The 22,601-nt window shown below is 65.5% G+C and carries 20 protein-coding genes; 11 read left to right on the plus strand and 9 right to left on the minus strand.

From position 1 onward, the window contains the following. Positions 1–4: 4 nt before the first annotated feature. Positions 5–478, plus strand: a complete 474-nt coding sequence (locus AO684_RS14765) for a DNA polymerase III subunit chi (protein WP_054303496.1) — start codon at positions 5–7, stop codon at positions 476–478. On the opposite strand, the gene AO684_RS14770 is transcribed toward AO684_RS14765, so the two are convergent. From AO684_RS14770 to AO684_RS14790, 5 genes are all read right to left on the minus strand, one after another. Further along, positions 468–1,040 (minus strand): TIGR02281 family clan AA aspartic protease, encoded by a 573-nt coding sequence (locus AO684_RS14770; protein WP_054303497.1) that lies wholly within the window; start codon positions 1,038–1,040, stop codon positions 468–470. The genes AO684_RS14765 and AO684_RS14770 overlap by 11 nt on opposite strands. A 58-nt stretch (positions 1,041–1,098) precedes the next feature. Next, positions 1,099–1,716: a MarC family protein gene (locus tag AO684_RS14775; RefSeq protein WP_054303498.1), complete on the minus strand. Its 618-nt coding sequence runs from the start codon at positions 1,714–1,716 to the stop codon at positions 1,099–1,101. An 83-nt stretch (positions 1,717–1,799) separates the two neighbouring features. Next, positions 1,800–2,420: a nitroreductase family protein gene (locus AO684_RS14780; protein WP_054303499.1), complete on the minus strand. Its 621-nt coding sequence runs from the start codon at positions 2,418–2,420 to the stop codon at positions 1,800–1,802. Between the two features lie 128 nt (positions 2,421–2,548). After that, positions 2,549–4,402 carry an ABC-F family ATP-binding cassette domain-containing protein gene (locus AO684_RS14785; protein WP_054303500.1) on the minus strand — a complete coding sequence of 618 codons (1,854 nt, stop codon included), beginning with the start codon at positions 4,400–4,402 and terminating at the stop codon, positions 2,549–2,551. A 45-nt stretch (positions 4,403–4,447) separates the two neighbouring features. Beyond that, positions 4,448–4,717, minus strand: a complete 270-nt coding sequence (locus tag AO684_RS14790) for a hypothetical protein (RefSeq protein WP_054303501.1) — start codon at positions 4,715–4,717, stop codon at positions 4,448–4,450. Positions 4,718–4,923: 206 nt separating this feature from the next. Between AO684_RS14790 and ndk the strand changes: the two genes are divergently transcribed. After that, a complete protein-coding gene (gene ndk, locus AO684_RS14795; protein ID WP_054303502.1) occupies positions 4,924–5,346 on the plus strand; it encodes a nucleoside-diphosphate kinase in 423 nt (140 codons plus the stop codon). A 46-nt stretch (positions 5,347–5,392) separates the two neighbouring features. Here ndk and AO684_RS14800 read toward each other — a convergent pair whose 3' ends face one another. The 3 genes from AO684_RS14800 to AO684_RS14805 form a co-directional block, all read right to left on the minus strand. Beyond that, entirely contained in the window at positions 5,393–5,740 is a 348-nt protein-coding gene (locus AO684_RS14800) for a TfoX/Sxy family DNA transformation protein (RefSeq protein ID WP_054303503.1), read from the minus strand. A 102-nt stretch (positions 5,741–5,842) separates the two neighbouring features. After that, a complete protein-coding gene (locus tag AO684_RS21850; protein ID WP_158640436.1) occupies positions 5,843–5,980 on the minus strand; it encodes a hypothetical protein in 138 nt (45 codons plus the stop codon). Between the two features lie 229 nt (positions 5,981–6,209). Continuing rightward, on the minus strand, positions 6,210–6,413 hold the full coding sequence (locus AO684_RS14805; protein ID WP_054303504.1) for a heavy-metal-associated domain-containing protein: 204 nt from the start codon (positions 6,411–6,413) through the stop codon (positions 6,210–6,212). Between the two features lie 190 nt (positions 6,414–6,603). On the opposite strand from AO684_RS14805, the gene AO684_RS14810 reads away from it, so the two are divergent. The 3 genes from AO684_RS14810 (at position 6,604) to AO684_RS14820 (ending at position 10,544) form a co-directional block, all read left to right on the plus strand. Next, entirely contained in the window at positions 6,604–9,024 is a 2,421-nt protein-coding gene (locus tag AO684_RS14810) for a heavy metal translocating P-type ATPase (protein WP_054303505.1), read from the plus strand. Continuing rightward, positions 9,021–9,416 carry a Cu(I)-responsive transcriptional regulator gene (locus tag AO684_RS14815; protein ID WP_054303506.1) on the plus strand — a complete coding sequence of 132 codons (396 nt, stop codon included), beginning with the start codon at positions 9,021–9,023 and terminating at the stop codon, positions 9,414–9,416. Before AO684_RS14810 ends, AO684_RS14815 begins: the two co-directional genes overlap by 4 nt. A gap of 63 nt (positions 9,417–9,479) precedes the next feature. Continuing rightward, on the plus strand, positions 9,480–10,544 hold the full coding sequence (locus AO684_RS14820; RefSeq protein ID WP_054303507.1) for a dipeptidase: 1,065 nt from the start codon (positions 9,480–9,482) through the stop codon (positions 10,542–10,544). Positions 10,545–10,549: 5 nt separating this feature from the next. Here AO684_RS14820 and AO684_RS14825 read toward each other — a convergent pair whose 3' ends face one another. Continuing rightward, positions 10,550–10,984: an Rrf2 family transcriptional regulator gene (locus AO684_RS14825; RefSeq protein WP_054303508.1), complete on the minus strand. Its 435-nt coding sequence runs from the start codon at positions 10,982–10,984 to the stop codon at positions 10,550–10,552. A gap of 304 nt (positions 10,985–11,288) precedes the next feature. Between AO684_RS14825 and AO684_RS14830 the strand changes: the two genes are divergently transcribed. The 6 genes from AO684_RS14830 (at position 11,289) to AO684_RS14855 (ending at position 22,541) form a co-directional block, all read left to right on the plus strand. Beyond that, positions 11,289–13,703, plus strand: coding sequence for a glycogen/starch/alpha-glucan phosphorylase (locus tag AO684_RS14830; RefSeq protein ID WP_054303708.1), 2,415 nt, complete (start codon positions 11,289–11,291; stop codon positions 13,701–13,703). A 21-nt stretch (positions 13,704–13,724) separates the two neighbouring features. Then, on the plus strand, positions 13,725–15,920 hold the full coding sequence (gene glgB, locus AO684_RS14835) for a 1,4-alpha-glucan branching protein GlgB (RefSeq protein ID WP_054303509.1): 2,196 nt from the start codon (positions 13,725–13,727) through the stop codon (positions 15,918–15,920). A gap of 30 nt (positions 15,921–15,950) precedes the next feature. After that, positions 15,951–17,225, plus strand: a complete 1,275-nt coding sequence (glgC, locus tag AO684_RS14840) for a glucose-1-phosphate adenylyltransferase (RefSeq protein WP_054303510.1) — start codon at positions 15,951–15,953, stop codon at positions 17,223–17,225. A 143-nt stretch (positions 17,226–17,368) separates the two neighbouring features. Beyond that, positions 17,369–18,799, plus strand: a complete 1,431-nt coding sequence (gene glgA / locus AO684_RS14845) for a glycogen synthase GlgA (protein WP_054303709.1) — start codon at positions 17,369–17,371, stop codon at positions 18,797–18,799. Further along, on the plus strand, positions 18,796–20,913 hold the full coding sequence (gene glgX / locus AO684_RS14850; RefSeq protein ID WP_054303511.1) for a glycogen debranching protein GlgX: 2,118 nt from the start codon (positions 18,796–18,798) through the stop codon (positions 20,911–20,913). Before glgA ends, glgX begins: the two co-directional genes overlap by 4 nt. Further along, positions 20,910–22,541, plus strand: a complete 1,632-nt coding sequence (locus AO684_RS14855) for an alpha-D-glucose phosphate-specific phosphoglucomutase (RefSeq protein WP_054303512.1) — start codon at positions 20,910–20,912, stop codon at positions 22,539–22,541. The genes glgX and AO684_RS14855 overlap by 4 nt, the downstream gene beginning before the upstream one ends. Positions 22,542–22,601 lie beyond the last annotated feature (60 nt).

A 22,601-nucleotide genomic window follows, 5' to 3' on the forward strand; every position in this document is an offset into this window, starting at 1 on the left:
GCGCATGTCGCGTGTGCTGTTCTACCACCTGACCCGCAGCGGCGTGCCGGAAACGGTGACGCAGCTTGCGGGGCGGGCGCTGGGTCAGGGCTGGCGGGTGATGCTGCGCGGCACCGATCGCGGACGGCTGGAATGGCTGGACGAAAAGCTGTGGCTGGAACCGGAAGACGGGTTCCTGCCGCATGGTCTTGAAGGCGCAGGGCGCGAGGCGGCGCAGCCGCTGCTGCTGGGCCTTGGCCCGGTCGCCAATGACGCAAGGGCGCTGATGCTGGTGGACGGGGCCGAGCCGCAACCGGGCGAAGCGGCCGGGCTCGAAAGGGTCTGGGTTCTGTTCGACGGGCAGGATCAGGGCGCAGTGAATGCGGCGCGGGGCCTCTGGAAGCGGCTCGCGGGCGAGGGGGCACATCTGCAATACTGGTCCGAGGAATCCGGCCGCTGGCAGATGCAGACCGAACGGCCGGCGGAAGCTACCGGCTGAGGATCATCTGGTCGCCGTCAATCTCCATCCGGTAGCGGCGCAGGTAATCCATTCCCAGAAGCGAGCCATCCATTGCGCCATCGGTCACATAGGCGGTGACGCTGTCGTCATGGAAGGGGCCAAGCTGCACATCCTTCAGCCAGACCCGCGCAGTGCGCACGGTGCCATTGGCGGTATTGGCCTCACCCATGTAGACAAGACCATCGGTCGTCACGCCAAGCCGTGCCGCATCGCGCGCCGACAGCACGATGTTGGTGGCGCCGGTGTCGACCATGAAGGGAATGCTGCGGCCCTCTATCTCCAGCGTCAGGTAGAAATGCCCGTCTGCGGCGCGGGGGATGTGGATGCTCTGGCCCTCCACCTGCTGCATGGGCAGGATGTTGCTGCGCATGTCGGTCCAGAGACCATATCCCGCCATCAGCCCGACGATGATCATGCCCCAGGCCATCAGCGTGCGCAGACCAGCGCCCAGCTTGCCGCGATATTCCGCCAGGGCCCAGCCGCCGACAGCGGCCACCAGCAGGCTGAGGTAGAGAATGCGCGCGGTCATATCGCCGTCCATCGGGGTCTCCTTTTCCCCCGATCTGGGGCGCAGGCGGGCAGGGTGCAAGGGCGCGGCGTCAGATCAGCCCGGTGCCGCGCACCCCGTCGATGACGAACTGGACGGACAGCGCCGCCAGCAACATGCCCAGAAGCCGGGTGATGACCACGGTTCCGGTGCGGCCCAGCGCGCGTTCGATGGGCGGGGCGGCCAGCAGGAACAGGAAGGTGGCCACCATCATCGCCAGAAGCAGACCCAGCACCTGCGACGCCCCCAGCCAGCCACCACCCGATTGCCCCATCAGCAGAATCATCGTGGCGATGGCGCCCGGCCCGGCGATCAGCGGCGTGGCCAGCGGAAAGACCGAAGGATCATGGTCAGGGTCCGCCTGTTGCCCCTCGCGTCGCTGGGTGCGGCGTTCGAACAGCATGTCCAGCGCGGTCAGGAACAGAAGGATGCCGCCCGCGATGCGAAAGGCGGGCATGGAAATGCCGATGAATCCCAGCAGCGCCTCGCCCATCAGCGCGAAGGCCGTCAGCAGGATGGTGGCGATGACGCAGGCCCGCAGCGCCATGGACCGGCGGCGTTCGACATCCATGCCGCGGGTCAGCGCAATGAACAGCGGCACCAGACCCGGCGGGTCGATCACCACGAACAGGGTGGCAAAAGCGGTAATCAGAAAAGCGGTGTCGATCATGTCCTGCCCTGTGCGCGCGGCGCATGGTGGACCGGATCGGGGCGCAAGGCAATGGGGCGCCCGTGGCGGGCGCCCCGCTGCGATCATTCGGCGGCGACGGCCAGGCTGTCGAAGGTGCGGAAGCGGTTGTCATCCTCGATGAAGGTCTTGTCACCGAACCCGCCCTCGTGCGAGCCGAACGGCATCTGCGCGCGCAGCTTCCAGCTGGACGGGATGTCGAACTCTTTCGCGACGGCCGCATCGACAACCGGGTTGTAGTGCTGAAGGCTTGCGCCGATACCGGCATCTGCCAGAACGTTCCAGACCGCCAGCTGCGCCATGCCCGCCGAATGCTCCGAGAAGCCGGGGAAGGCATCGGCGTAAAGCGGGAACTGCTCTTGCAGGCCCTTCACGGTGGCCTGGTCTTCATAGAACAGCACGGTGCCCGCACCGGCGGCGAAGGCTTTCATCTTGCCTTCGGTCGGGCCGAAAGCCTCGGCCGGGACGATGGCGCGCAGGGCTTCGGTGGTGATTTCCCAGAACCGTTCCGAGGCTTCGCCGAACAGGATCACGGCGCGCGAGCTTTGCGAGTTGAAGGACGAGGGCGAAAGCCGCACGGCCTCTTTGATCAGCGCCTCGACGGCCTCGTTCGAGAGCGGCAGCTTCTTGCCCAGCGCATATTGCGTGCGGCGTTTTTTCAGGGTTTGCAGGGTTGCGTTGGTCATCGTCTTGCCTCTTCCGAACTATGATGCGGTTGCAGCAAGTATGTGTGCCCAAAGGCTTGGCGGCACAACCGGGCAAACTGTGCGCCCATGCAGGGCTCGCGTTCACCCATGCGCCGAGGGGCGGGGCTTCAGCCCGCCCCGGTCGTTTCCAGCGCCTCCTGCGCGTCCAGCCACAGCGCCTCGGCGCGGTCCAGCGCCTCCATCACCTCGGCGTATTTCTTGTTCCAGACCGCCAGATCGCCCTTGCGGCTGTCCTCGTACAATTCGGGGTCGGCCAGCTTGGCGGCGAGCTTGTCGCGCATGTCGTTCAGCTTGCCCAGACGTTCCTCGCATTTGCGGACCTCGGCCCGCAGCAGCAGGATTTCATCACGGCTGGCGCGTTTCGGCTTTTCCGCAGGCTTCGCCGCCGGTTTCGCGGGTTCGTCGCCGGCCAGCAATTCGGCGCGGTAGCTTTCCAGATCCTTGTCGTAGGGCGTGACCGCGCCCGCCTTCACCAGCCACAGCCGGTCGGCGACAAGGCTCAGAAGGTGCATGTCGTGGCTGACGAGGATCACCGCGCCGCGATATTCGGTCAGCGCCTCGACCAGTGCCTCGCGGCTTTCGATGTCCAGGTGGTTGGTCGGTTCGTCAAGGATCAGCAGATGCGGAGCGTCAATGGTGGCCAGCAACAGAGACAGCCGCGCCTTCTGCCCGCCGGACAGCCGCCCGACCACAGTTTCCGCCTGTTCCGCCATCAGCCCGAAGCCCGCCAGACGCGCGCGCAACCGGGCCTGATGTTCCTCGGGGCGCAGCCGCTGCACATGTTGCAGGGGCGTTTCGTCGATATGCAGCTCTTCAACCTGATGCTGCGCGAAAAAGCCGATGCGCAGCTTGCCATGGCGGTGCAGTTCACCGCCCATGACCGGCAGCTTGCCCGCCAGCAGTTTCGACAGCGTGGATTTGCCCTCGCCGTTGCGGCCCAGAAGCGCGATGCGGTCGTCCTGGTCGATGCGCAACGACAGGTGGCGCAGAATGGCCTTGCCGCCGTAGCCGACGCTCGCGCCTTCCATATTGATGATGGGAGGCGACAGTTCCTCGGGTTCGGGGAAGGTGAAGACCATCTTGCGCGCCTCTTCCGGCGGCGTGATGGGGGTCAGCTTTTCCAGCATCTTCACCCGGCTTTGCGCCTGCACGGCTTTCGAGGCCTTGGCCTTGAACCGATCCACGAAGCTTTGCAGATGTGCCCGCCGCGCCTCGACCTTCTTGGCCTCGGCCGCCTGCACCGCGCGGCGTTCGGCGGCCTGACGGGCGAACTGGTCATAGCCGCCCTGCCAATAGGTGAGCTTGCGGTTGTCGAGATGCAGGATGCCCTGCACCGCGCGGTTCAAGAGGCCCCGGTCATGGCTGATGATGATGACGGTGTGGGGGTATTTCTGAAGATAATTTTCCAGCCACAGCGCGCCTTCCAGATCCAGATAGTTGGTCGGTTCGTCCAGCAGCAGGTAATCAGGCTGCGCGAACAGCACACCCGCCAGCGCCACCCGCATTCGCCAGCCGCCCGAGAAATCGGAGCAGGGGCGCAATTGCGCCTCGGCGTCAAAGCCAAGCCCGCGCAGGATGGCCGAGGCACGGCCCTCCGCGCTCCAGGCATCAATATCGGCCAGACGGGTCTGGATTTCCGCGATGCGATGCGGGTCGGTGGCGGTATCGGCCTCGGCCAGCAGGGCGCTGCGCTCGGTATCGGCCTGAAGCACCGTCTCCAGCAGCGAGGTGGAGGACGAAGGCACCTCTTGCGCGACGCCCCCGATACGGGCGCGGGCGGGCAGGGCAATTTCGCCGGTTTCCAGCGCCAGTTCGCCCCGGATCAGCCGGAACAGCGTGGTCTTGCCCGCGCCGTTCCGCCCTACGAGGCCAACCTTGTGGCCGGTCGGAATGGTGGCCGAAGCGCCCTCGAACAGAGGGCGGCCTTCGACAGAATAGGTGATGTCTGATATCCGAAGCATGGTGCCCAGCCCCTAACAGCTTGGGCCGGGAACGGCAATGCGCCGCTAATCCATCAAACCGGCCAGCAGATCGGCAGGCCAGCTTTTCAGCGCGACAAGCGGCTGGTCGCCATCTTCGGAAAAGACGAAGACATTCAGTGCGTCATTATGGGTGGTCAGGCGGCAGAACCGGCCCGGCCCGTCCAGATCCACGGGGCAGGCAAGCAGGTCGATATGCGGCACCGCCTGTTCGAAGGCTTCATAGGTCATCACGAAGGGATCGGCGGCCAGCGGGGTGGCCAGAAGGGCGAAAAGGGCGGTGGCGCAGACGCGCATGGCGGAAACTCCGTTTGCTTGCAGATATCCTTACTAAAAGAGTGCGATATCGCAATGCACCGCTTTGTCGCAGCTTCCGCCGCAGACCGGGCGGGAAGCGACGCGCATGCGTCACGGGCTTTTCAACATCGCCGTCGCATGGTAGGAGGCGCCCACAAAACCGGCGCGGGGGGCCACATCCCGCGCCTATTCACATGGAGAGCCTCATGGCCATCGAACGCACCCTGTCGATCATCAAGCCCGACGCCACCAAGCGCAACCTGACCGGCAAGATCAACGCGAAATTCGAAGAAGCGGGCCTGCGCATCGTCGCGCAGAAGCGCATCCACCTGTCCGCCGCGCAAGCCGGCCAGTTCTACGCCGAGCATTCGGAGCGTCCGTTCTACGGCGAACTGTGCGAATTCATGTCGTCCGAGCCGGTCGTCGTGCAGGTTCTGGAAGGCGAAGGCGCCATTGCGAAAAACCGCGAAGTGATGGGCGCGACCAACCCGGCCAATGCTGCTGAAGGCACCATCCGCAAGGAATTCGCCCTGTCGGTCGGTGAAAACTCGGTCCATGGTTCGGACAGCCCCGACTCGGCCAAGCGCGAAGTCGGCTTCTTCTTCTCGGGTCTTGAACTGGTTGGCTGATTGCCGCCCGGTTCGCCTATGAAGGCCGCCCTTCGGGGCGGCCTTTTCATTTGCGCGCGGGTCTTACACCAATCAGATCCAGCGCCTCGTCCAGCGCGCGGGGCAGGCCCGACAGCGCGGGCGCGGCCAGCGCCTCGGCCTTCAGCGCGTCGAAGCGGCTGCGCAGGGCCTTCTTTTCCTCGCCCTTGCAATCGTTCCACGGGCGGCCCTGCAAGCCCATGACCAGCACATAATACCCGATGAAATGTGGCGGCGTGCCGGACCGCATCAGCGCCAGATAGGCTGCGTCCGCCCCCATGGCCCGGATCTCTCCGGCTGAGCGGATGCCCGCACGGGCAAAGGCCGCCTCGGAGGCCGGGCCAAGGTTTGGGATCGAGGAGACGGGGTCAGGCATTGCGGCACCGCGCACAAGGAAAAAGTTGGGGCCAACCTTACGGCTGGCCCCGGCTGTTTCAACTCGTTCTCACCGACACGCGGATGTCGAAGATCGGCGGGTTCAGATCGACGCCCAGTCCCGGATAATCGGGGTGCCGCCCTGCTGCTGCGGGGCGGAGCCGCTGCTCTGGCCCTGCTGTTGCGCGGGAACCGACGCGCCGCCTTGCTGCGGCTGGGATTGCGACGGGGTCTTTGCCATGATGATGCTCCGTATCCTTGGCACGACTATACTTGTACCAGTTCTCGGAGACTGACAGCGCTTTCTGTCGCGCGTGAGGCCGGGAAGTGGCGTTGTTTGTCGGAAATACGTCCGAAACGCCGGGCAAACAAGGCAGGCCACGAAGCGGCGGGGACACAAGCCTGTGAAAAGCCTGTATCCCATGCAAAACTGTCACACATCGGCGGGAAGTCGCGATTTCCCGTCGGTTTCAGGCCTTCTGGCTGGCCGGAAAGCCGATTCCGTCCAGCGCCTGCACCAGAACCGCTACCGGCGCATCGCCTTCAATGGTTGCCGTGCGGGCCTCGGCGTCGAAGCTCAGCCCGGTCACACCGTTCAGCGGCTTCAGTGCGGCTTCGATGGAGGCGCGGCAGTGACCGCAGCTCATGTCGGGAATCGAAAGGGTGACAGCCATCGTCTGCTCCTCCATGCCGCCGGGCATGATACGCGTTGCGGAATGGCGTAACTGGATCGCCTGCGGGCGGCGGCGTCAAGGGGCGGCGGGGGGACGGCGGCGAATTGCCACGTTCCGGGGGCGGTTGAAACGGGGGGCTTGACCTTCCAGTTACTGGAGGCCCCATATCCGATGGCGAAAGGAAACCGCCATGACCGATCCAGCCGAATCCACCCTGCGCCTGCGCCCCGAGGGGATGACCTGCGCCTCCTGCGTTGCCCGTGTCGAACGGGTGCTGAAAGCCCAGCCGGGCGTCAGTGCGGCGCGGGTGAATCTTGCCGATGAAAGTGCCGACATCCGCTTTGCCGCACCGGCAGAACCGGCCGCGCTGGCCGGGGCGCTGGCCAAGGCGGGCTATCCCGTGCGGCAGGCGACACTGACCCTGTCGGTCGAGGGAATGACCTGCGCCTCCTGCACCGGGCGGGTCGAACGGGTGCTGAAAGCGCAGCCCGGCGTGGTCGACGCCACCGCCAATCTGGCGGCCCGTCGGGCGCAGATCACCGTATGGGAAGGTGCGACGACGGCTGAAAAGCTGGCCGAGGTGGTCAGCCGGGCAGGCTTTGCCGCCACCCCGCCGGACGAGGCCGCGCCCGATGCCCGTGTCCGCGAATATGCCGCGCTGAAGCGCGACGGCTGGATCGCCGGGCTGCTGACCCTGCCGGTTTTCCTGACCGAGATGGGGGGCCATGCCGTGCCCGCCTTCCATCACTGGCTGATGGGGCTGATGCCGCAACAGATGCTGTGGATCGCGCAATTCGTGCTGGCGACGCTGGTTCTTGTGTTTCCGGGGCGGCGCTTCTTTGCCAAGGGCATTCCGGCGCTGCTGCGCGGCGGGCCTGACATGAACAGCCTCGTCGCGGTCGGCACTGCCGCCGCCTGGGGCTATTCCACTGTGGCGACCTTTGCGCCGCATCTGCTGCCCGCTGCGGCTCGGGCGGTCTATTTCGAGGCGGCGGCGGTGATCGTCGTGCTGATCCTGATCGGTCGTATCCTTGAGGCGCGGGCGCGCGGGCAGGCGGGGACCGCGATTGCCGGGTTGATCGGCTTGCAGCCCAGCCATGCGCGGGTCGAGGGGCCGCAGGGTTTTGCCGATGTGCCGGTGGCGCAGGTGCGGCCCGGTGACCGGCTGATGATCCGCCCCGGCGAACGCATCCCGCTGGACGGCGAGGTCGAGGAGGGTCGATCAGCGGTGGACGAGGCCATGCTGACGGGCGAGGCGATGCCGGTGGAAAAAGCCCCGGGCGACCGGGTGACCGGCGGTACGGTCAACGGCACCGGCACGCTGGTGATGCGGGCAACCCATGTCGGCGCCGATACGGCGCTGGCGCGCATCATCGCCATGGTGGAACAGGCGCAGGGCGCGAAACTGCCGGTGCAGGCGGTGGTGGATCGTATCACCCTGTGGTTCGTGCCGGTTGTGATGGGGCTGGCGGTGCTGACCGTGATCCTGTGGCTGATCTTCGGCCCCGGTCTGGCCGAGGCGCTGGTGGCGGGGGTCTCTGTCCTCATCATCGCCTGCCCCTGTGCGATGGGGCTGGCCACGCCTGTCTCCATCATGGTGGGCACCGGGCGCGCCGCCGAACTGGGCGTGCTGTTCCGGCGGGGCGAGGCGTTGCAGACGCTTGCCGGGGTGGAGACCGTGGCTTTTGACAAGACCGGTACGCTGACCGAGGGCAAGCCGGTGCTGACCGATCTGAAACCGGCCTCGCCGCATCTGCTGCGTCTGGCGGCGGCGGTCGAGGCGCAATCGGAACATCCGCTGGCGCTTGCGGTGGTGCAGGCCGCTGCCGCGCAGGGGCTGGAGGTTCCGGCTGCGCGCGATTTCAGTGCCACGCCCGGCCATGGCGCCGAAGCGACGGTGGAAGGGCAGCGCGTGGCGCTTGGCGCGGCGCGGATGTTCCCCGATCTGCCGAACCATTGGCGGGTCGAGGGCGAGGGCTTTGCCGTTCAGGGCAAGACCCCGATCTATCTGGCGGTCGAGGGCAAGGTCCTGGGTGTGCTGGCAGTGGCCGACAAGGTGAAACCCGGCGCACGGGGCGCTGTCGTGGCACTGGCCGATCTGGGCGTGGACAGCGCCATGGTGACGGGCGATGCGCAGCGCGTGGCGGCGGCCATCGGCTCCGAACTGGGGATCAGCCGCATCGCGGCAGAGGTTCTGCCGGGTGGCAAGGTCGCGGCGGTGGAAGATATGCGCCCCGGCGTGGCCTTCGTGGGGGATGGCATCAATGATGCCCCCGCGCTGGCGGCGGCCGATGTCGGCATCGCCATTGGCACCGGCACCGATGTCGCCATCGAGGCGGCAGAAGTGGTGCTGATCTCGGGCCAGCCCGCCGGGGTCGCGACCGCGATCACCGTCAGCCGCGCCGTCATGCGCAATATCCGCCAGAACCTTGGCTGGGCCTTCGGGTACAACGCTGCGCTGATCCCTGTGGCGGCGGGGGCGCTGGTGCCCTTTGGCGGGCCGCAGCTTTCGCCGATGCTCGCCGCCGGGGCGATGGCGCTGTCCTCGGTCTTCGTGCTGACCAATGCCTTGCGCCTGCGGCGGCTGAAGGCGGTGGAGGTCAGGCCATGAACATCAAGGAAGTCGCCACCCGCGCCGGATTGCCGGTCAAGACCATCCGCTATTACGAGGAAATCGGCCTGATCGCGCCGCGCCGCCAGGCCAACGGCTATCGTGTCTTTGCCGAAACCGATCTGCACAAGCTCGCTTTCATCGGTCGTGCCCGAAGCCTTGGTTTCACCATCGATGATTGTCGCCGCCTGCTGGCGCTTTACGACGACAAGGATCGCGCCAGCGCCGATGTCAAACGGCTTGCCCGCACGCATCTGGTGGAGATCGGCACCAAAATTGCCGAACTGCGGGCCATGCAGCGCACGCTTTCCGATCTTGTTGCCGCCTGTGCGGGCGACGAGCGGCCCGATTGCCCCATCCTCGGCGGGCTTGCCGCACCCTCGGGCGGTTAGGCTCTGGCCTTCCCCTGCCACCCGTGGCAGGCTCCCCCGAAACAAGGGAAGGGGAGAGGCACAATGACCGCCGCGCCGGTATTCGATGGCCACAACGACATCCTGCTGCGCCTGCAAATGGCGCCGGGCAAACGCGAGGCCATCTGGCTTACGGGCGAGGGGCAGGGCCATCTGGACCTGCCGCGCATGCAGGCGGGCGGCTTCACGGGCGGTCTGTTCGCCATCTATATCCCCAGCCCCTCAGCTCCCGGCGCGCCGGATTACGATGCGATGATGGACAACCCGCCCTATGAGATCGAGTTGCCCGCGATGATCCCGCTGGGCGTGGCGCAGCCGGTCGCGCTGTCGATGGCCGGTCATCTTTTGTGGATGGCGCGGTCTTCGGGCGGGGCGTTTCGTCTGTGCCGCAGCGTGGCTGAGATCGAGGCTGCGCGGGCCGACGGCGCCATCGCGGGTGTCATGCATATGGAAGGGGCCGAGGCGATCGACGAACGGCTGGACGCGCTGCACGCCTTTCACGCCATGGGGCTGCGCTCGCTCGGGCCGGTCTGGTCGCGGCCGACCATCTTTGGCCATGGCGTGCCATTCAGGTTTCCCGGCTCCCCCGATACCGGGCCGGGGCTGACGGCTGCGGGCAAACGGCTGGTGAGCGAATGCAATGCCTTGCGCATTCTGATCGACCTCAGCCACCTGAACGAGGCGGGGTTCAATGATGTGGCCGCGCTGTCCGATGCGCCGCTGGTCGCCACCCATTCCAATGCCCATGCCGTGACCCCCTCGACCCGGAACCTGACCGACCGGCAACTGGCGATGATCCGCGAAAGCCGGGGTATGGTGGGGCTGAACTTTGCCACGGTGTTCCTGCGCCCAGACGGCAAACGCGGCACCGACATGGGCTGGGCGCCGGTGATGCAGCACCTCGACCATCTGATCGACAGGCTGGGCGAGGATTGCGTGGGCTTCGGGTCGGATTTCGACGGTGCCGCCGTTCCCGACGGGATTGGCGATGCCGCGGGCCTGCCGCGCCTCCTGGAGGCGATGGCGGCGCATGGCTATGATGCCGCGCTGATCGAAAAGCTGCGCTGGGGCAACTGGATGCGCGTCCTGCGCGAAACCTGGGGCGGCTGAGCGGGTCAGGCCACTTTCAGCAGCCGTTCCAGCGCGTCATTACCTTCGGTCATGTCCGACAGGCGCAGCCGGTCCAGCGAGCCATAGAAGGCGTCCGCTGCCTCAGCAAGCGCACATTTCAGGCGGCAGCATCCGGCAAGCGGACATGTATTGTTGCCACGCGCGAAACATTCGGTCAGCGGCAATTCGCCCTCGAAGGCGCGGAACACCTCGCCCAGCCCGATCTGCTCAGGGGGCCGCGCCAGCGTCAGCCCGCCGGAGCGGCCCCGGACCGTGCGCAGAAATCCCTTCTGGGCCATCAGGTGTATCACCTGCGCCAGATGGTTCTCGGATGCATTGCAGGCGGCGGCGATTTCGGCCTTGCGGACGATGCGCCCCGGATTGACCGCGCAGAACATCAGGGTGCGCATGGCCAGATTGGTGCGGATGGTGAGTCTCATGTGGCGCTTTCGGCTTTTTGGGTGACCGGCGCATTATGCCCGGCGCGGCGCGGCAGAAAATGATCTGGATCAGATAACGCAATTCCCCGGCGCGAAACCGCGCACGAATCGTTGCAATCGCTCCAAATCGGTTTGATTCTTCTATCCGTCTGGAAAAACGCTCAAAATTTTGAGTGATTTCTGAAAATGATTGCGCTAACAGAGGTCAGGATTTCAGCAGACCGCGCCGGAGCAGCGTTCCGGTGTGGAACCACCGGGCGGGCAATTCTCCGCCGTCTTGCCGCCGCCGGTGGTTCCCGCTCTGATGGGGCGGGCATTCGACAGATTGGAACATGACGTGACAGAGCTGACGCCAACGCATCTCAGGGCCGACATCCTGCGCCACCTGACCTTCACGCTGGGCAAGGACGCGGATCATGCCAGCCTTTACGACTGGCGCATGGCGCTGAGCTTTGCCATTCGCGACCGGATCGTGGAGCCGTGGTTCGCCTCGACCCGCAAGACATGGGAGACGGGGCACAAGCGTGTCTATTACCTGTCGATGGAATTTCTGATCGGGCGTCTGCTGGAGGATGCGACGATCAACCTCGGCCTGCGCGACATTGCGGAAAGCGCCATGGCCGAACTGGGGCAGGATTTCCGCGCGATTGTCGAGGATGAACCCGATGCCGCGCTGGGGAATGGCGGTCTGGGGCGGCTGGCGGCCTGTTTCATGGAAAGCATGGCGACGGTGGGCTGCCCGGCCTATGGCTATGGCATCCGTTATGAACACGGGCTGTTCCGGCAAAGGTTCGAAAGCGGGCGTCAGGTCGAAACGCCCGAGGACTGGCTGAGCCAACGCCACCCCTGGGAATTCGAACGCCCGGAATCCGCCTATACCATCGGTTTCAAGGGCGAGATCATCACCCGCGACGGCCGCGAGGTCTGGCAGCCCGGCGAAACCGTACTGGCCGAAGCCTATGACACGCCGGTCATCGGCTGGGAAGGCAAATGGGCCAATACGCTGCGGCTGTGGGGGGCGAAGCCCACGACGCAGTTCGATCTGGAACGCTTCAACCGCGGCGATTACGCCGCCGCCGCCGAACCCGAGGCGCTGGCCCGCACGCTGAGCCGGGTGCTTTACCCCGACGACACCACCTATCAGGGCAAGGAGTTGCGGCTGAAGCAGGAGTTCTTCCTGACCTCCGCCGCGCTGCAAGACATCCTGCGCCGGCATCTGGCGGGGGGCTATGCCGTGGCTGACCTGCCGCGCCATGTGGCGATCCAGATGAACGACACCCATCCTGCCATCGCGGGGCCGGAGCTTATGCGGCTCCTGATGGATGAGCACGGGATGGAGTTCGACCCGGCGACGGAGGTGGCGCGCGCCTGTCTCGGCTATACCAATCACACGCTGCTGCCCGAGGCGCTGGAACGCTGGGCGACCTATACTTTCGGGAATGTCCTGCCGCGCCATATGCAGATCGTCGAGCGCATCGACAGCTGGCACCGCCGCACCTTCCACCCGCCGCATTATGTGGGCATCGTCAAGCACCATGAGGTGCGGATGGGCGAACTGGCCTTCATCATGGCGCATAAGGTGAACGGTGTTTCCGCGCTGCATTCCGATCTTGTGAAGCAGAACCTGTTCCCCGAACTGGAAAAGCTGCATCCGCGTATCATCAACGAAACCAATGGCGTAACGCCGCGCCGCTGGCTGAAGATGTGCAACCGCCCGCTGGCGGGCCTGATCACCGACACGATCGGCGCAGGCTGGGAGGCCGATCTGGACCGGCTGAAGGAGTTGGAGCCGCATGTTGCCGATGCGGGGTTCCTCACGGCCTTCGGCGCGGCGAAGCGGCAGAACAAGCAGGCTTTGGCGGGCTGGGTGCAGGCGCATTGCGGCGTCAGCGTCTCGGCCGATGCGCTGTTCGACGTGCAGGTGAAGCGCATCCATGAATACAAGCGCCAGCTTCTGAACATCCTCGAAACCATCGCGCGCTGGCACGACATCCGGCAGAACCCGGAAAAGGACTGGGTGCCGCGCGTCAAGATCTTCGGCGGCAAGGCCGCGCCGGGCTATGTGGTGGCGAAAGAAATCATCCACCTGATCAATGATGTGGCGGCGGTGGTGAACGCCGATCCGCTGGTCGGGGATCGGCTGAAGGTGGTCTATCCGCCGAATTACAACGTCAGCCTTGCCGAACGCCTGATCCCCGCTGCCGATCTGTCGGAACAGATCTCGACCGCGGGGAAAGAGGCCTCGGGCACTGGCAACATGAAGTTCATGATGAATGGCGCGCCGACCATCGGCACGCTGGACGGCGCGAATGTGGAAATCCTTCAAGAGGTGGGGGCCGATAATTTCTTCCTGTTCGGCCTGACGGCGGAGGAGGTGGTGAAACGCCGCGCCAACCCCGATCATGCCCGCGATGCCATCCTCGCCAGCCAGTCCTTGCAGGATGTGTTGCAGATGATCGCGGAAGGGCGGTTCTCGGAAGGCGATCCTTCGCGTTATCATCAACTGGTGCACCGGGTCTGGCACCACGATTATTTCCTCGTGGCGGCGGATTTCGACGCCTACCGCGCCGCGCAGGCCGAGGTGGATGCCGCCTATGCCGACCGGATGCGCTGGCTGCGCATGGCCGCGCTGAACACCGCGCGGTCGGGGTTCTTTTCCTCGGACCGCACGATCCGGGGCTATATGGCGGATGTCTGGTCCGTCGAACCGGCCCTTTGAGGGCGGAAACGGGAGGAAGCGATGGCCAAGGCTCGGGGAGGAGACGGCTGGATCGCGGCGACCGAGGCGACCGCACTGGTCGAGGGGCGGCATGGCGATCCCTTCGCCGTGCTGGGCCCGCACCACGACGGCAAGCGCCTTGTGCTGCGTGTGTTCCAGCCGGGGGCGGAGCGGGTCTGGGCGCTGACGCCTGATCCGCTGGAATTGCAGGCGCTGGGGCAGGGGCTGTTCGCGGGGGAAGTGCCTTCCGCCGACTACCGGCTGCGCGCCGAAGGCGGCGGCGCGAGCTGGGACTGGGACGACCCATTTCGCTTTGGCCCTGTGCTGGGCGAGATGGACGAATATCTGCTGGGCGAGGGCACCCACAAGCGGCTCTGGCAGGTGCTGGGCGCGCATGTGATCCACCATGAGGGCGCGGAGGGCACGCATTTCGCGGTCTGGGCGCCCAATGCCGAGCGGGTTTCGGTGGTGGGGAACTTCAACCTTTGGGATGGCCGCCGCCACCCGATGCGCCGCCGCGGCGCGACCGGCGTTTGGGAGACTTTCATCCCCGGTCTGGGCGAAGGCACCGTCTACAAATATGAAATCCGCGGTCCGGACGGGCAGGTTCTGCCGCTGAAAGCCGATCCGGTGGGGTTTGGCAGCGAACACGCGCCGCAGAATGCTTCGGTCGTGCGGCGGATTGACGGGGCGGACTGGGGCGATGCGGGCTGGATGAACCACCGCAAGGGCCGCCATTCCATTGACGCGCCGATTTCGGTCTACGAGGTGCATCTGGGAAGCTGGCGCCGGGCGCCGGGCGACCGGATGCTCAGCTATACCGAACTTGCCGAGCAACTGGTCGATTACGCTGCCGACATGGGGTTCACCCATCTCGAATTGCTGCCGGTGTCGGAATATCCCTTCGACGGAAGCTGGGGCTATCAGCCGGTCGGGCTGTTCGCGCCCACCATCCGCCATGGCACGCCGGCCGAGTTTCGCGCGCTGGTGGATGCGGCGCACAGGAAGGGGCTGGGCGTCATCCTCGATTGGGTGCCGGGGCATTTCCCGACCGATCCGCATGGGCTTGGCCGTTTCGACGGCACGCCGCTTTACGAACATGCCGACCCGCGCGAGGGCTTCCATCAGGACTGGAACACGCTGATCTACAATTACGGCCGGACCGAGGTGCAGAATTTCCTCGTGTCCAATGCGCTGTATTGGCTGGAGGAATATCACATCGACGGGCTGCGCGTGGATGCCGTGGCCTCGATGCTGTACCGCGATTATTCGCGGGGTGAAGGGCAATGGGTGCCCAACAAGGATGGCGGGCGCGAGAATTACGAAGCCATCGCCATGCTGCGCCGGATGAACACGGTGGCTTACGGCGAATACCCCGGCATCGTGACGGTGGCCGAGGAAAGCACCGCCTTTCCGGGCGTGTCGCGTCCTGCGGATTGGGGCGGGCTGGGCTTCGGCTTCAAGTGGAACATGGGCTGGATGAACGATACGCTGGCCTATATCGGCCGCGATCCGGTCTATCGCAAATACCACCACCACCAGATGACCTTCGGCCTGCATTATGCGTGGTCGGAAAACTATATCCTGCCGATCAGCCATGACGAGGTGGTGCATGGCAAGGGCAGCATGCTGGCGCGGATGCCGGGTGATGGTGAACAGAAGTTCGCAAACCTGCGCGCCTATTACGGCTTCATGTGGGGGCACCCCGGCAAGAAGCTGCTGTTCATGGGCTGCGAATTCGCGCAGGCGCGGGAATGGAACTACAGCCAGAGCCTTGACTGGCATCTGCTGGATGACCCGGGCGAGGGGCCGCAGCATCGGGGCATGCAGCGCCTGATCCGCGATCTGAACACGCTGTATCGTGCGACACCGGCGCTGCATGTGAACGACTGCCGCCCCGAGGGATTCCAGTGGCTTGAGGCCAATGATGCCGAGGGATCGACCTATGCCTGGCTGCGCAAGGGCGCGCCGGGCGAGGCGCAGGTGGCTGTGGCCGTGAACATGACGCCGGTGGAGCGGCGCCTGCGCATCGGGCTGCCCGCAGGTGGTGCCTGGACCGAGGCGCTGAACACCGATGCCGAAATCTATGGTGGCGGCAATCTTGGCAACATGGGCGGCGTGACCGCCGAAGCCGTGCCGCATCAGGGACAGGCGCATTCCGCCGAAATCACGCTTCCGCCGCTGTCGGCAGTCTTTTTGCGGCAAGATATTCATTAGTGCGGGCGAGGAGGCCCGGAGGAGGACACCATGAAGGCAAGACCGAACCAGAGACTTTCCTCGCAGGCCATGGCCTTCGTGCTGGCAGGCGGGCGCGGCTCGCGCCTGAAGGAGCTGACCGACCGGCGCGCCAAACCGGCGGTCTATTTCGGCGGCAAGACCCGGATCATCGACTTCGCGCTGTCGAATGCGCTGAACTCGGGTGTGCGCAAGATGGCAATTGCCACGCAATACAAGGCGCACAGCCTGATCCGCCACATGCAGCGCGGCTGGAACTTCTTTCGCGCCGAACGCAACGAATATCTGGACATCCTGCCCGCCAGCCAGCGCGTCGATGAAAGCAAATGGTATCTGGGCACCGCCGACGCGGTGGCGCAGAACATCGACATCGTGGACAGCTACGGGGTGAAATACGTCATCATCTTGGCGGGTGATCATATCTACAAGATGGATTACGAAATCATGCTGGTGCAGCATGTGGCGACCGGCGCCGATGTGACCATCGGCTGCCTCACCGTGCCGAAGGCCGAGGCGACGGCCTTTGGCGTGATGCATGTGGACGGCGACGGGCGCATTACCGATTTTCTGGAAAAGCCGAAGAACCCGCCGACCATTCCGGGTGATCCGGCGCACAGCCTTGCCTCGATGGGGATTTACGTCTTCAACTGGGACTTCCTGCGCGACCTGCTGCTGCGCGATGCCGAAGACCCGAACTCCAGCCACGATTTCGGCAATGACCTGATCCCCGACATCGTGAAGAACGGCAAGGCCATGGCCCATCGCTTCAGCGAAAGCTGCGTGACGACGGGGCTGGAGGATGAACCCTACTGGCGCGATGTCGGCACTATCGACGCCTTCTGGCAGGCCAATATCGACCTCACGGATTTCGTGCCGAAGCTGGACCTGTACGACAATTCCTGGCCGATCTGGACCTATGCCGAGCTGGTGCCCCCTGCGAAGTTCATCCATGACGAGGATGGCGGGCGGCGCGGCTATGCAGTGTCCTCGCTCGTCTCGGGCGATTGTATCGTCTCGGGGTCGGAGGTGCGCAATTCCCTGCTGTTCACCGGCTGCCGCACCCATAGCTGGGCCTCGCTTGACCATGTGGTCGCGCTGCCGCAGGTGGATGTGGGGCGCCGTGCGGAACTGAGCCATTGCGTCATCGACCGCGGCGTGAAAATCCCCGAGGGTCTGGTGATCGGCAAAGACCCGGAGGAAGATGCGAAATGGTTCCGGCGCAGCGAAGGCGGCGTGGTGCTGATCACGCAGGACATGATCGACCGCTGGTCGCGGGTGAAGCTGTAGGGGCAACACGCCAAATGGGGGGCGTGACCTGACTTCAAAGACCCGGGGGCTTTGCCCGTCGCCGATCGGTCTTGAACCGATGGTGCACGATCTGCGACCCCCCAGGATATTTGTGGACAGAAAATGAGGGGCCGGGGATGACGATGAAGCGGGTGCTGTCTGTGGCGTCGGAATGCGTGCCGCTGGTCAAGACCGGCGGGCTGGCTGATGTGGTGGGGGCGCTGCCGGGGGCGCTGGCCGGGCAGGGATGGGAGATGCGGGTGGTTCTGCCCGCCTATCGCGCCCTGCGCCCGCTTTGTGCCGATTGGCCCGAGGTTTTCGCGCGGGACGATCTGTTCGGCGGGCGTGGCGTGGTGAAGGCGGGCGAGGTCGACGGGATTGCGGTGCTGCTTCTGGACGCGCCGCATCTTTATGACCGCGAAGGCGGCCCCTATAACAGCGGCGGTGCGGACTGGCCGGACAATCCCCAGCGCTTTGCCGCGCTGAGCTGGGTCGCGGCAGAAATCGCGCGGCATGGTTTGGTCGATGGCTGGCGCCCGCAGGTGCTGCATGCACATGACTGGCAGGCGGGCTTCGCCCCCGCCTATCTTGCCTTCGGAGGCCCGCGCGATGTGGCGACGGTGATGACCATTCACAACATCGCCTTCCAGGGCTGGGCCGAGGCTTCGATGCTGTCCACGCTGCGGCTGCCCGCGCATGAGTTCCACGCCGCCTCGCTGGAGTATTACGGCGGGCTGTCCAGCCTCAAGGCCGGGATGGTGACGGCGGATCGCATCACCACGGTCTCGCCCCGCTATGCAGAGGAGCTGATGCGCCCCGAATTCGGCATGGGGCTGCAAGGCATCGTGGCGGCGCGCGCGGCAGAGGTGCAAGGCATCCTGAACGGCGTGGACGAAAGCGTCTGGTCGCCCGAGGCCGAGGCGGTGCCCTATACCGCCACCCGGATCAAGGGCAAGGTCGCGAACCGCGCCGCGCTTTGCACCGAATTCGGGCTGGAGGAGGTGCCGGGGCCGCTGGCCATCGTGGTCAGCCGCCTGACCGACCAGAAGGGGATGGACCTGCTGCCCGAGGTGCTGCCTGAATTCATCGCAGCGGGCGGTGGGCTGGTGATGCTCGGCTCCGGTGACCCGGCGCTGGAAGCGGCGATGCTGGATCTGGCAGCGCGCTTCCCCGGCAGGGTCGGCGTGCGGATCGGCTACGACGAGGCGCTGAGCCACCGGATGTTCGCGGGCGGCGATGCGGTGCTGGTGCCCTCGCGGTTTGAGCCCTGCGGGCTGACGCAGATGTACGGGTTGCGCTATGGCACCATTCCGGTGGTCGCGGCGGTGGGCGGGCTGGCCGATACGGTGATTACGGCGAATCCGGCGGCGCTGGCGGCGGGAACGGCGACCGGCATCATCTTCCACCCGACCGATGCCACCGCCTTCGCGGGCGCGCTGCGGCAGTTGGCGGCGCTTCATGCCGATGTGAAACTCTGGGCGCAGATCCGCCGCCGCGCCATGGCGCAGCCGGTCGGGTGGGCGGCCTCGGCCGCGGCCTATGCCCGGCTGTATGACGGTATCCTGCGGCCATGATCGCGGCGCACGGCCTTCCCGACCGGCTGTCCGGGCATACGCTGACCCCCGGGCGCCCCTGGCCCCTGGGGGCGAATTTCGATGGTGAGGGGGTGAATTTCGCGCTCTTCTCAGCCCATGCCGAACGGGTGGAGCTGTGCCTGTTTTCGCCCGATGGCCGGCGTGAGCTGTGCCGTATACCGCTGCGCGACCGGGATGGCGACATCTGGCATATCCATATCGGCGGGTTGACCCCGGGCACGCATTACGGCTTTCGCGTGCACGGGCCTTACGCCCCTGAAGGCGGCCATCGCTTCAACCCGAGCAAGCTGCTGCTGGACCCTTATGCGCGGCAGCTTTCGGGGCGGCTGAAATGGTCGGATGCGCTGATGGGTTACAAGGTTGGCAGCCCGCGCGCCGATCTGTCCTTTGACCCTCGCGACAGTGCTTTTGCCGTGCCGAAATCGGTGGTGGTGGACCCGTCATTCAACTGGGGACCGGATCGTGCGCCGCGCCGTCCCTGGCACGAGACAGTGATCTACGAGGCGCATGTGAAGGGGCTGACCGCGCTGCACAAGGGGGTTGAAAAGGCGCTGCGCGGCAGTTTCCTTGGCCTCGCCTCGGATGCGGTGCTGGAGCATCTGGTGAAGCTGGGCGTCACCGCCATCGAACTGCTGCCCGTCCATGCCTTTCTGGATGACCGCTTTCTGGTGGCGAAAGGGCTGCGCAATTACTGGGGCTATCAGAGCATCGGCTTCTTCGCCCCCGAACCGCGTTATATGACCAAGGGTGAGGTCTGGGAGTTTCAGACCATGGTGCGCCGCTTCCACGCGGCGGGGATCGAGGTGATCCTCGACGTGGTCTACAACCATTCCGGTGAAGGTGACGAACTGGGGCCGACACTGTCGTTCCGCGGGTTGGACAACCGCAGCTACTACCGCCTGCGCGATGGCGGGCGCTTCTATGTCAATGACACCGGCACCGGCAATACGCTGAACCTGTCGCATCCGATGGTGCTGCGCATGGTGATGGACAGTCTGCGCTACTGGGTCGAGGTCATGCATGTCGATGGTTTTCGCTTCGATCTGGCCTCGGTACTGGGGCGCGAGCCGCATGGGTTTGATCCGAACGGCGGCTTCTTCGATGCGATCCGGCAAGACCCGGTGCTGGCCCGCGTGAAGCTGATCGCAGAGCCGTGGGACATCGGCCCCGGCGGCTATCAGCTTGGCAATTACCCGCATCCGTTCAGCGAATGGAATGACCGGTTCCGCGATGGCATCCGGAGGCTCTGGCGCGGCGATGCGGGCGTGGTGCCCGATCTGGCGCGGCGGCTTCTGGGCAGTGCGGAACTGTTTGACAAGGCCGGGCGCACCGCCTGCGCCTCGGTCAATTTCGTGACCGCGCATGACGGTTTCACGCTGGAGGATCTGGTCAGCTTCACCGTCAAGCGCAACTTCGCCAATGGCGAGGACAACCGCGACGGCCATGACGACAACCATTCCTCGAACATGGGAGTGGAGGGACCAAGCGACGACCCGGCGATCCGCGCCGCGCGGGATCTGCGCAAACGCAACCTGCTGGCGACACTGATGCTGTCGCAGGGCGTGCCCATGCTGCTGGCGGGGGACGAGATCGGCAACAGCCAGCAGGGCAACAACAACGCCTATGCGCAGGATAACGAGATCGGCTGGGTGGATTGGGCGCGGGCGGATGACGGGCTGGCCGCCTTCGTCGCGCGGCTGATCGCGCTGCGGCAGGATCATCGCGTGTTGCGGCAGCGGCGCTTTCTCCATGGGTTGCCGCGCGCGGTGGACGGGCTGCCTGATGTGATCTGGCGCCGCGCCGATGGCGCCACGCCCCGGCCCGAGGACTGGCACGACCCGGCCTTCCGTTGTCTTTGCGTCGAATTGCGCCGTGCAGCCGAAGGCGATCTGACCGACCGTGAGGCGATTTTCGCCGTGTTCAATACCGGGTCTGCGGTGAAGCTGACGCTGCCCGATACCGCGCCGGGCTGGCGGCTGGAACTGGATACCACCCGTCCCGATGCCGGGCGGGAACCCGCCGTGCCGGGGCTTGAGGTTCCGGCGCATTCCGTGCTTGTCTTTTCGGCAGACTTCGATCGAGGATCAGAATGACCGTATTGACCATCGCCACCCAGCCCATCGCCGGGCAGAAGCCGGGCACCTCGGGCCTGCGCAAGAAAACCCCGGTGTTCATGGGGGCACATTATCTTGAAAACTTTGTGCAATCCATTTTCGACGCCATTGGCGGCGCGGCGGGCAAGACCTTTGTTCTGGGCGGTGACGGGCGGTATTTCAACGACCGCGCGGCGCAGACCATCCTGAAGATGGCAGCGGCCAACGGGGCGGCGAATGTGATCGTCGGTCAGAATGCCGTTCTGTCAACTCCGGCGGCCAGCCATTTGATCCGGCTCAATAAAACCGATGGCGGCATCATCATGTCGGCGAGCCATAACCCCGGCGGTCCCGAGGAGGATTTCGGGGTCAAGTTCAACATGGCCAACGGCGGCCCGGCGCCCGAGGCGGTGACGGAGGCCATGTTCCGGCGCACGACCGAGATCACCGAATACCGCATCTCCGACGCGGCGGATATCGACCTTGGCCGCATCGGGGCCACCTCGGTGGATGGCATGGCGGTCGAAGTGGTTGACAGCGTGACCGACTATGCCGCGCTGATGGAAACCCTGTTCGATTTCCCGGCGATCCGGGCGATGTTTGCGGGCGGCTTCCGCATGCGCTTTGATGCGATGTGCGCTGTAACCGGCCCCTATGCTGCGGAAATTCTGGAAAACCGCCTCGGTGCGGCCAGGGGCACGGTGACGCATGGCACGCCCTTGCCGGATTTCGGCGGCATGCACCCGGACCCGAACCCGACCTGGGCGCATGAACTGATGGCCGAGATGATGGGGCCGGATGCCCCCGACTTCGGCGCGGCCTCGGATGGCGATGGCGACCGCAACATGGTGGTCGGGCGCGGCGTCTATGTTTCGCCCTCGGACAGTCTGGCGGTGCTGGCGGCCAATGCCCATCTGGCGCCCGGCTATGCGCGCGGGCTTGCGGGCGTTGCGCGCTCGATGCCGACCTCGGCCGCCGCCGATCTGGTTGCCGATGCGCTGGGGATCGGCAAATACGAGACCCCGACGGGGTGGAAGTTCTTTGGCAATCTGCTGGATGCGGGCCGCGCCACGCTTTGCGGCGAGGAAAGCTTTGGCACCGGGTCAGACCATGTGCGCGAAAAGGACGGGCTTTGGGCGGTGCTGCTGTGGCTGAACATTCTGGCCGTGCGCCAGCAATCGGTCGCCACGATCATGGCCGAACATTTCGCAAGATTCGGCCGTAACTATTACTCCCGCCACGATTTCGAGGCGATTGCCACCGACAAGGCCGATGCGATGATGGCTGAGTTGCGGGCCAGCCTCGCGGGCCTGAAGGGGCAAAGCGTGGAAGGCATGGAGATCGCGGGTGCCGACGATTTTGCCTATACCGATCCGGTCGATGGCTCGGTCAGCCAGAAGCAGGGCGTGCGCATCCTGTTCACCGATGGTTCGCGCATCGTGATGCGGCTTTCCGGCACCGGGACGGAAGGCGCGACGCTTCGGGTCTATCTGGAACGCTATACTCCGGGGCCGGAGGGGCTGGACCGTGATCCGCAAGAGGCGCTGGCCCCGGTGATCCGTGCGGCACATGCGCTGGCGAAGATCGCCGCGTATACCGGACGGACCGAACCGGATGTGGTGACCTGAGGTCGGACAGGCCGGAAGTTTGGTTGAAACCACGACTTTCGGCTTGCTTGCCACCCGCCC

This window comes from Gemmobacter sp. LW-1 (assembly GCF_001303875.1).
GTDB classification, from domain to species: Bacteria; Pseudomonadota; Alphaproteobacteria; order Rhodobacterales; family Rhodobacteraceae; genus Gemmobacter; species Gemmobacter caeni.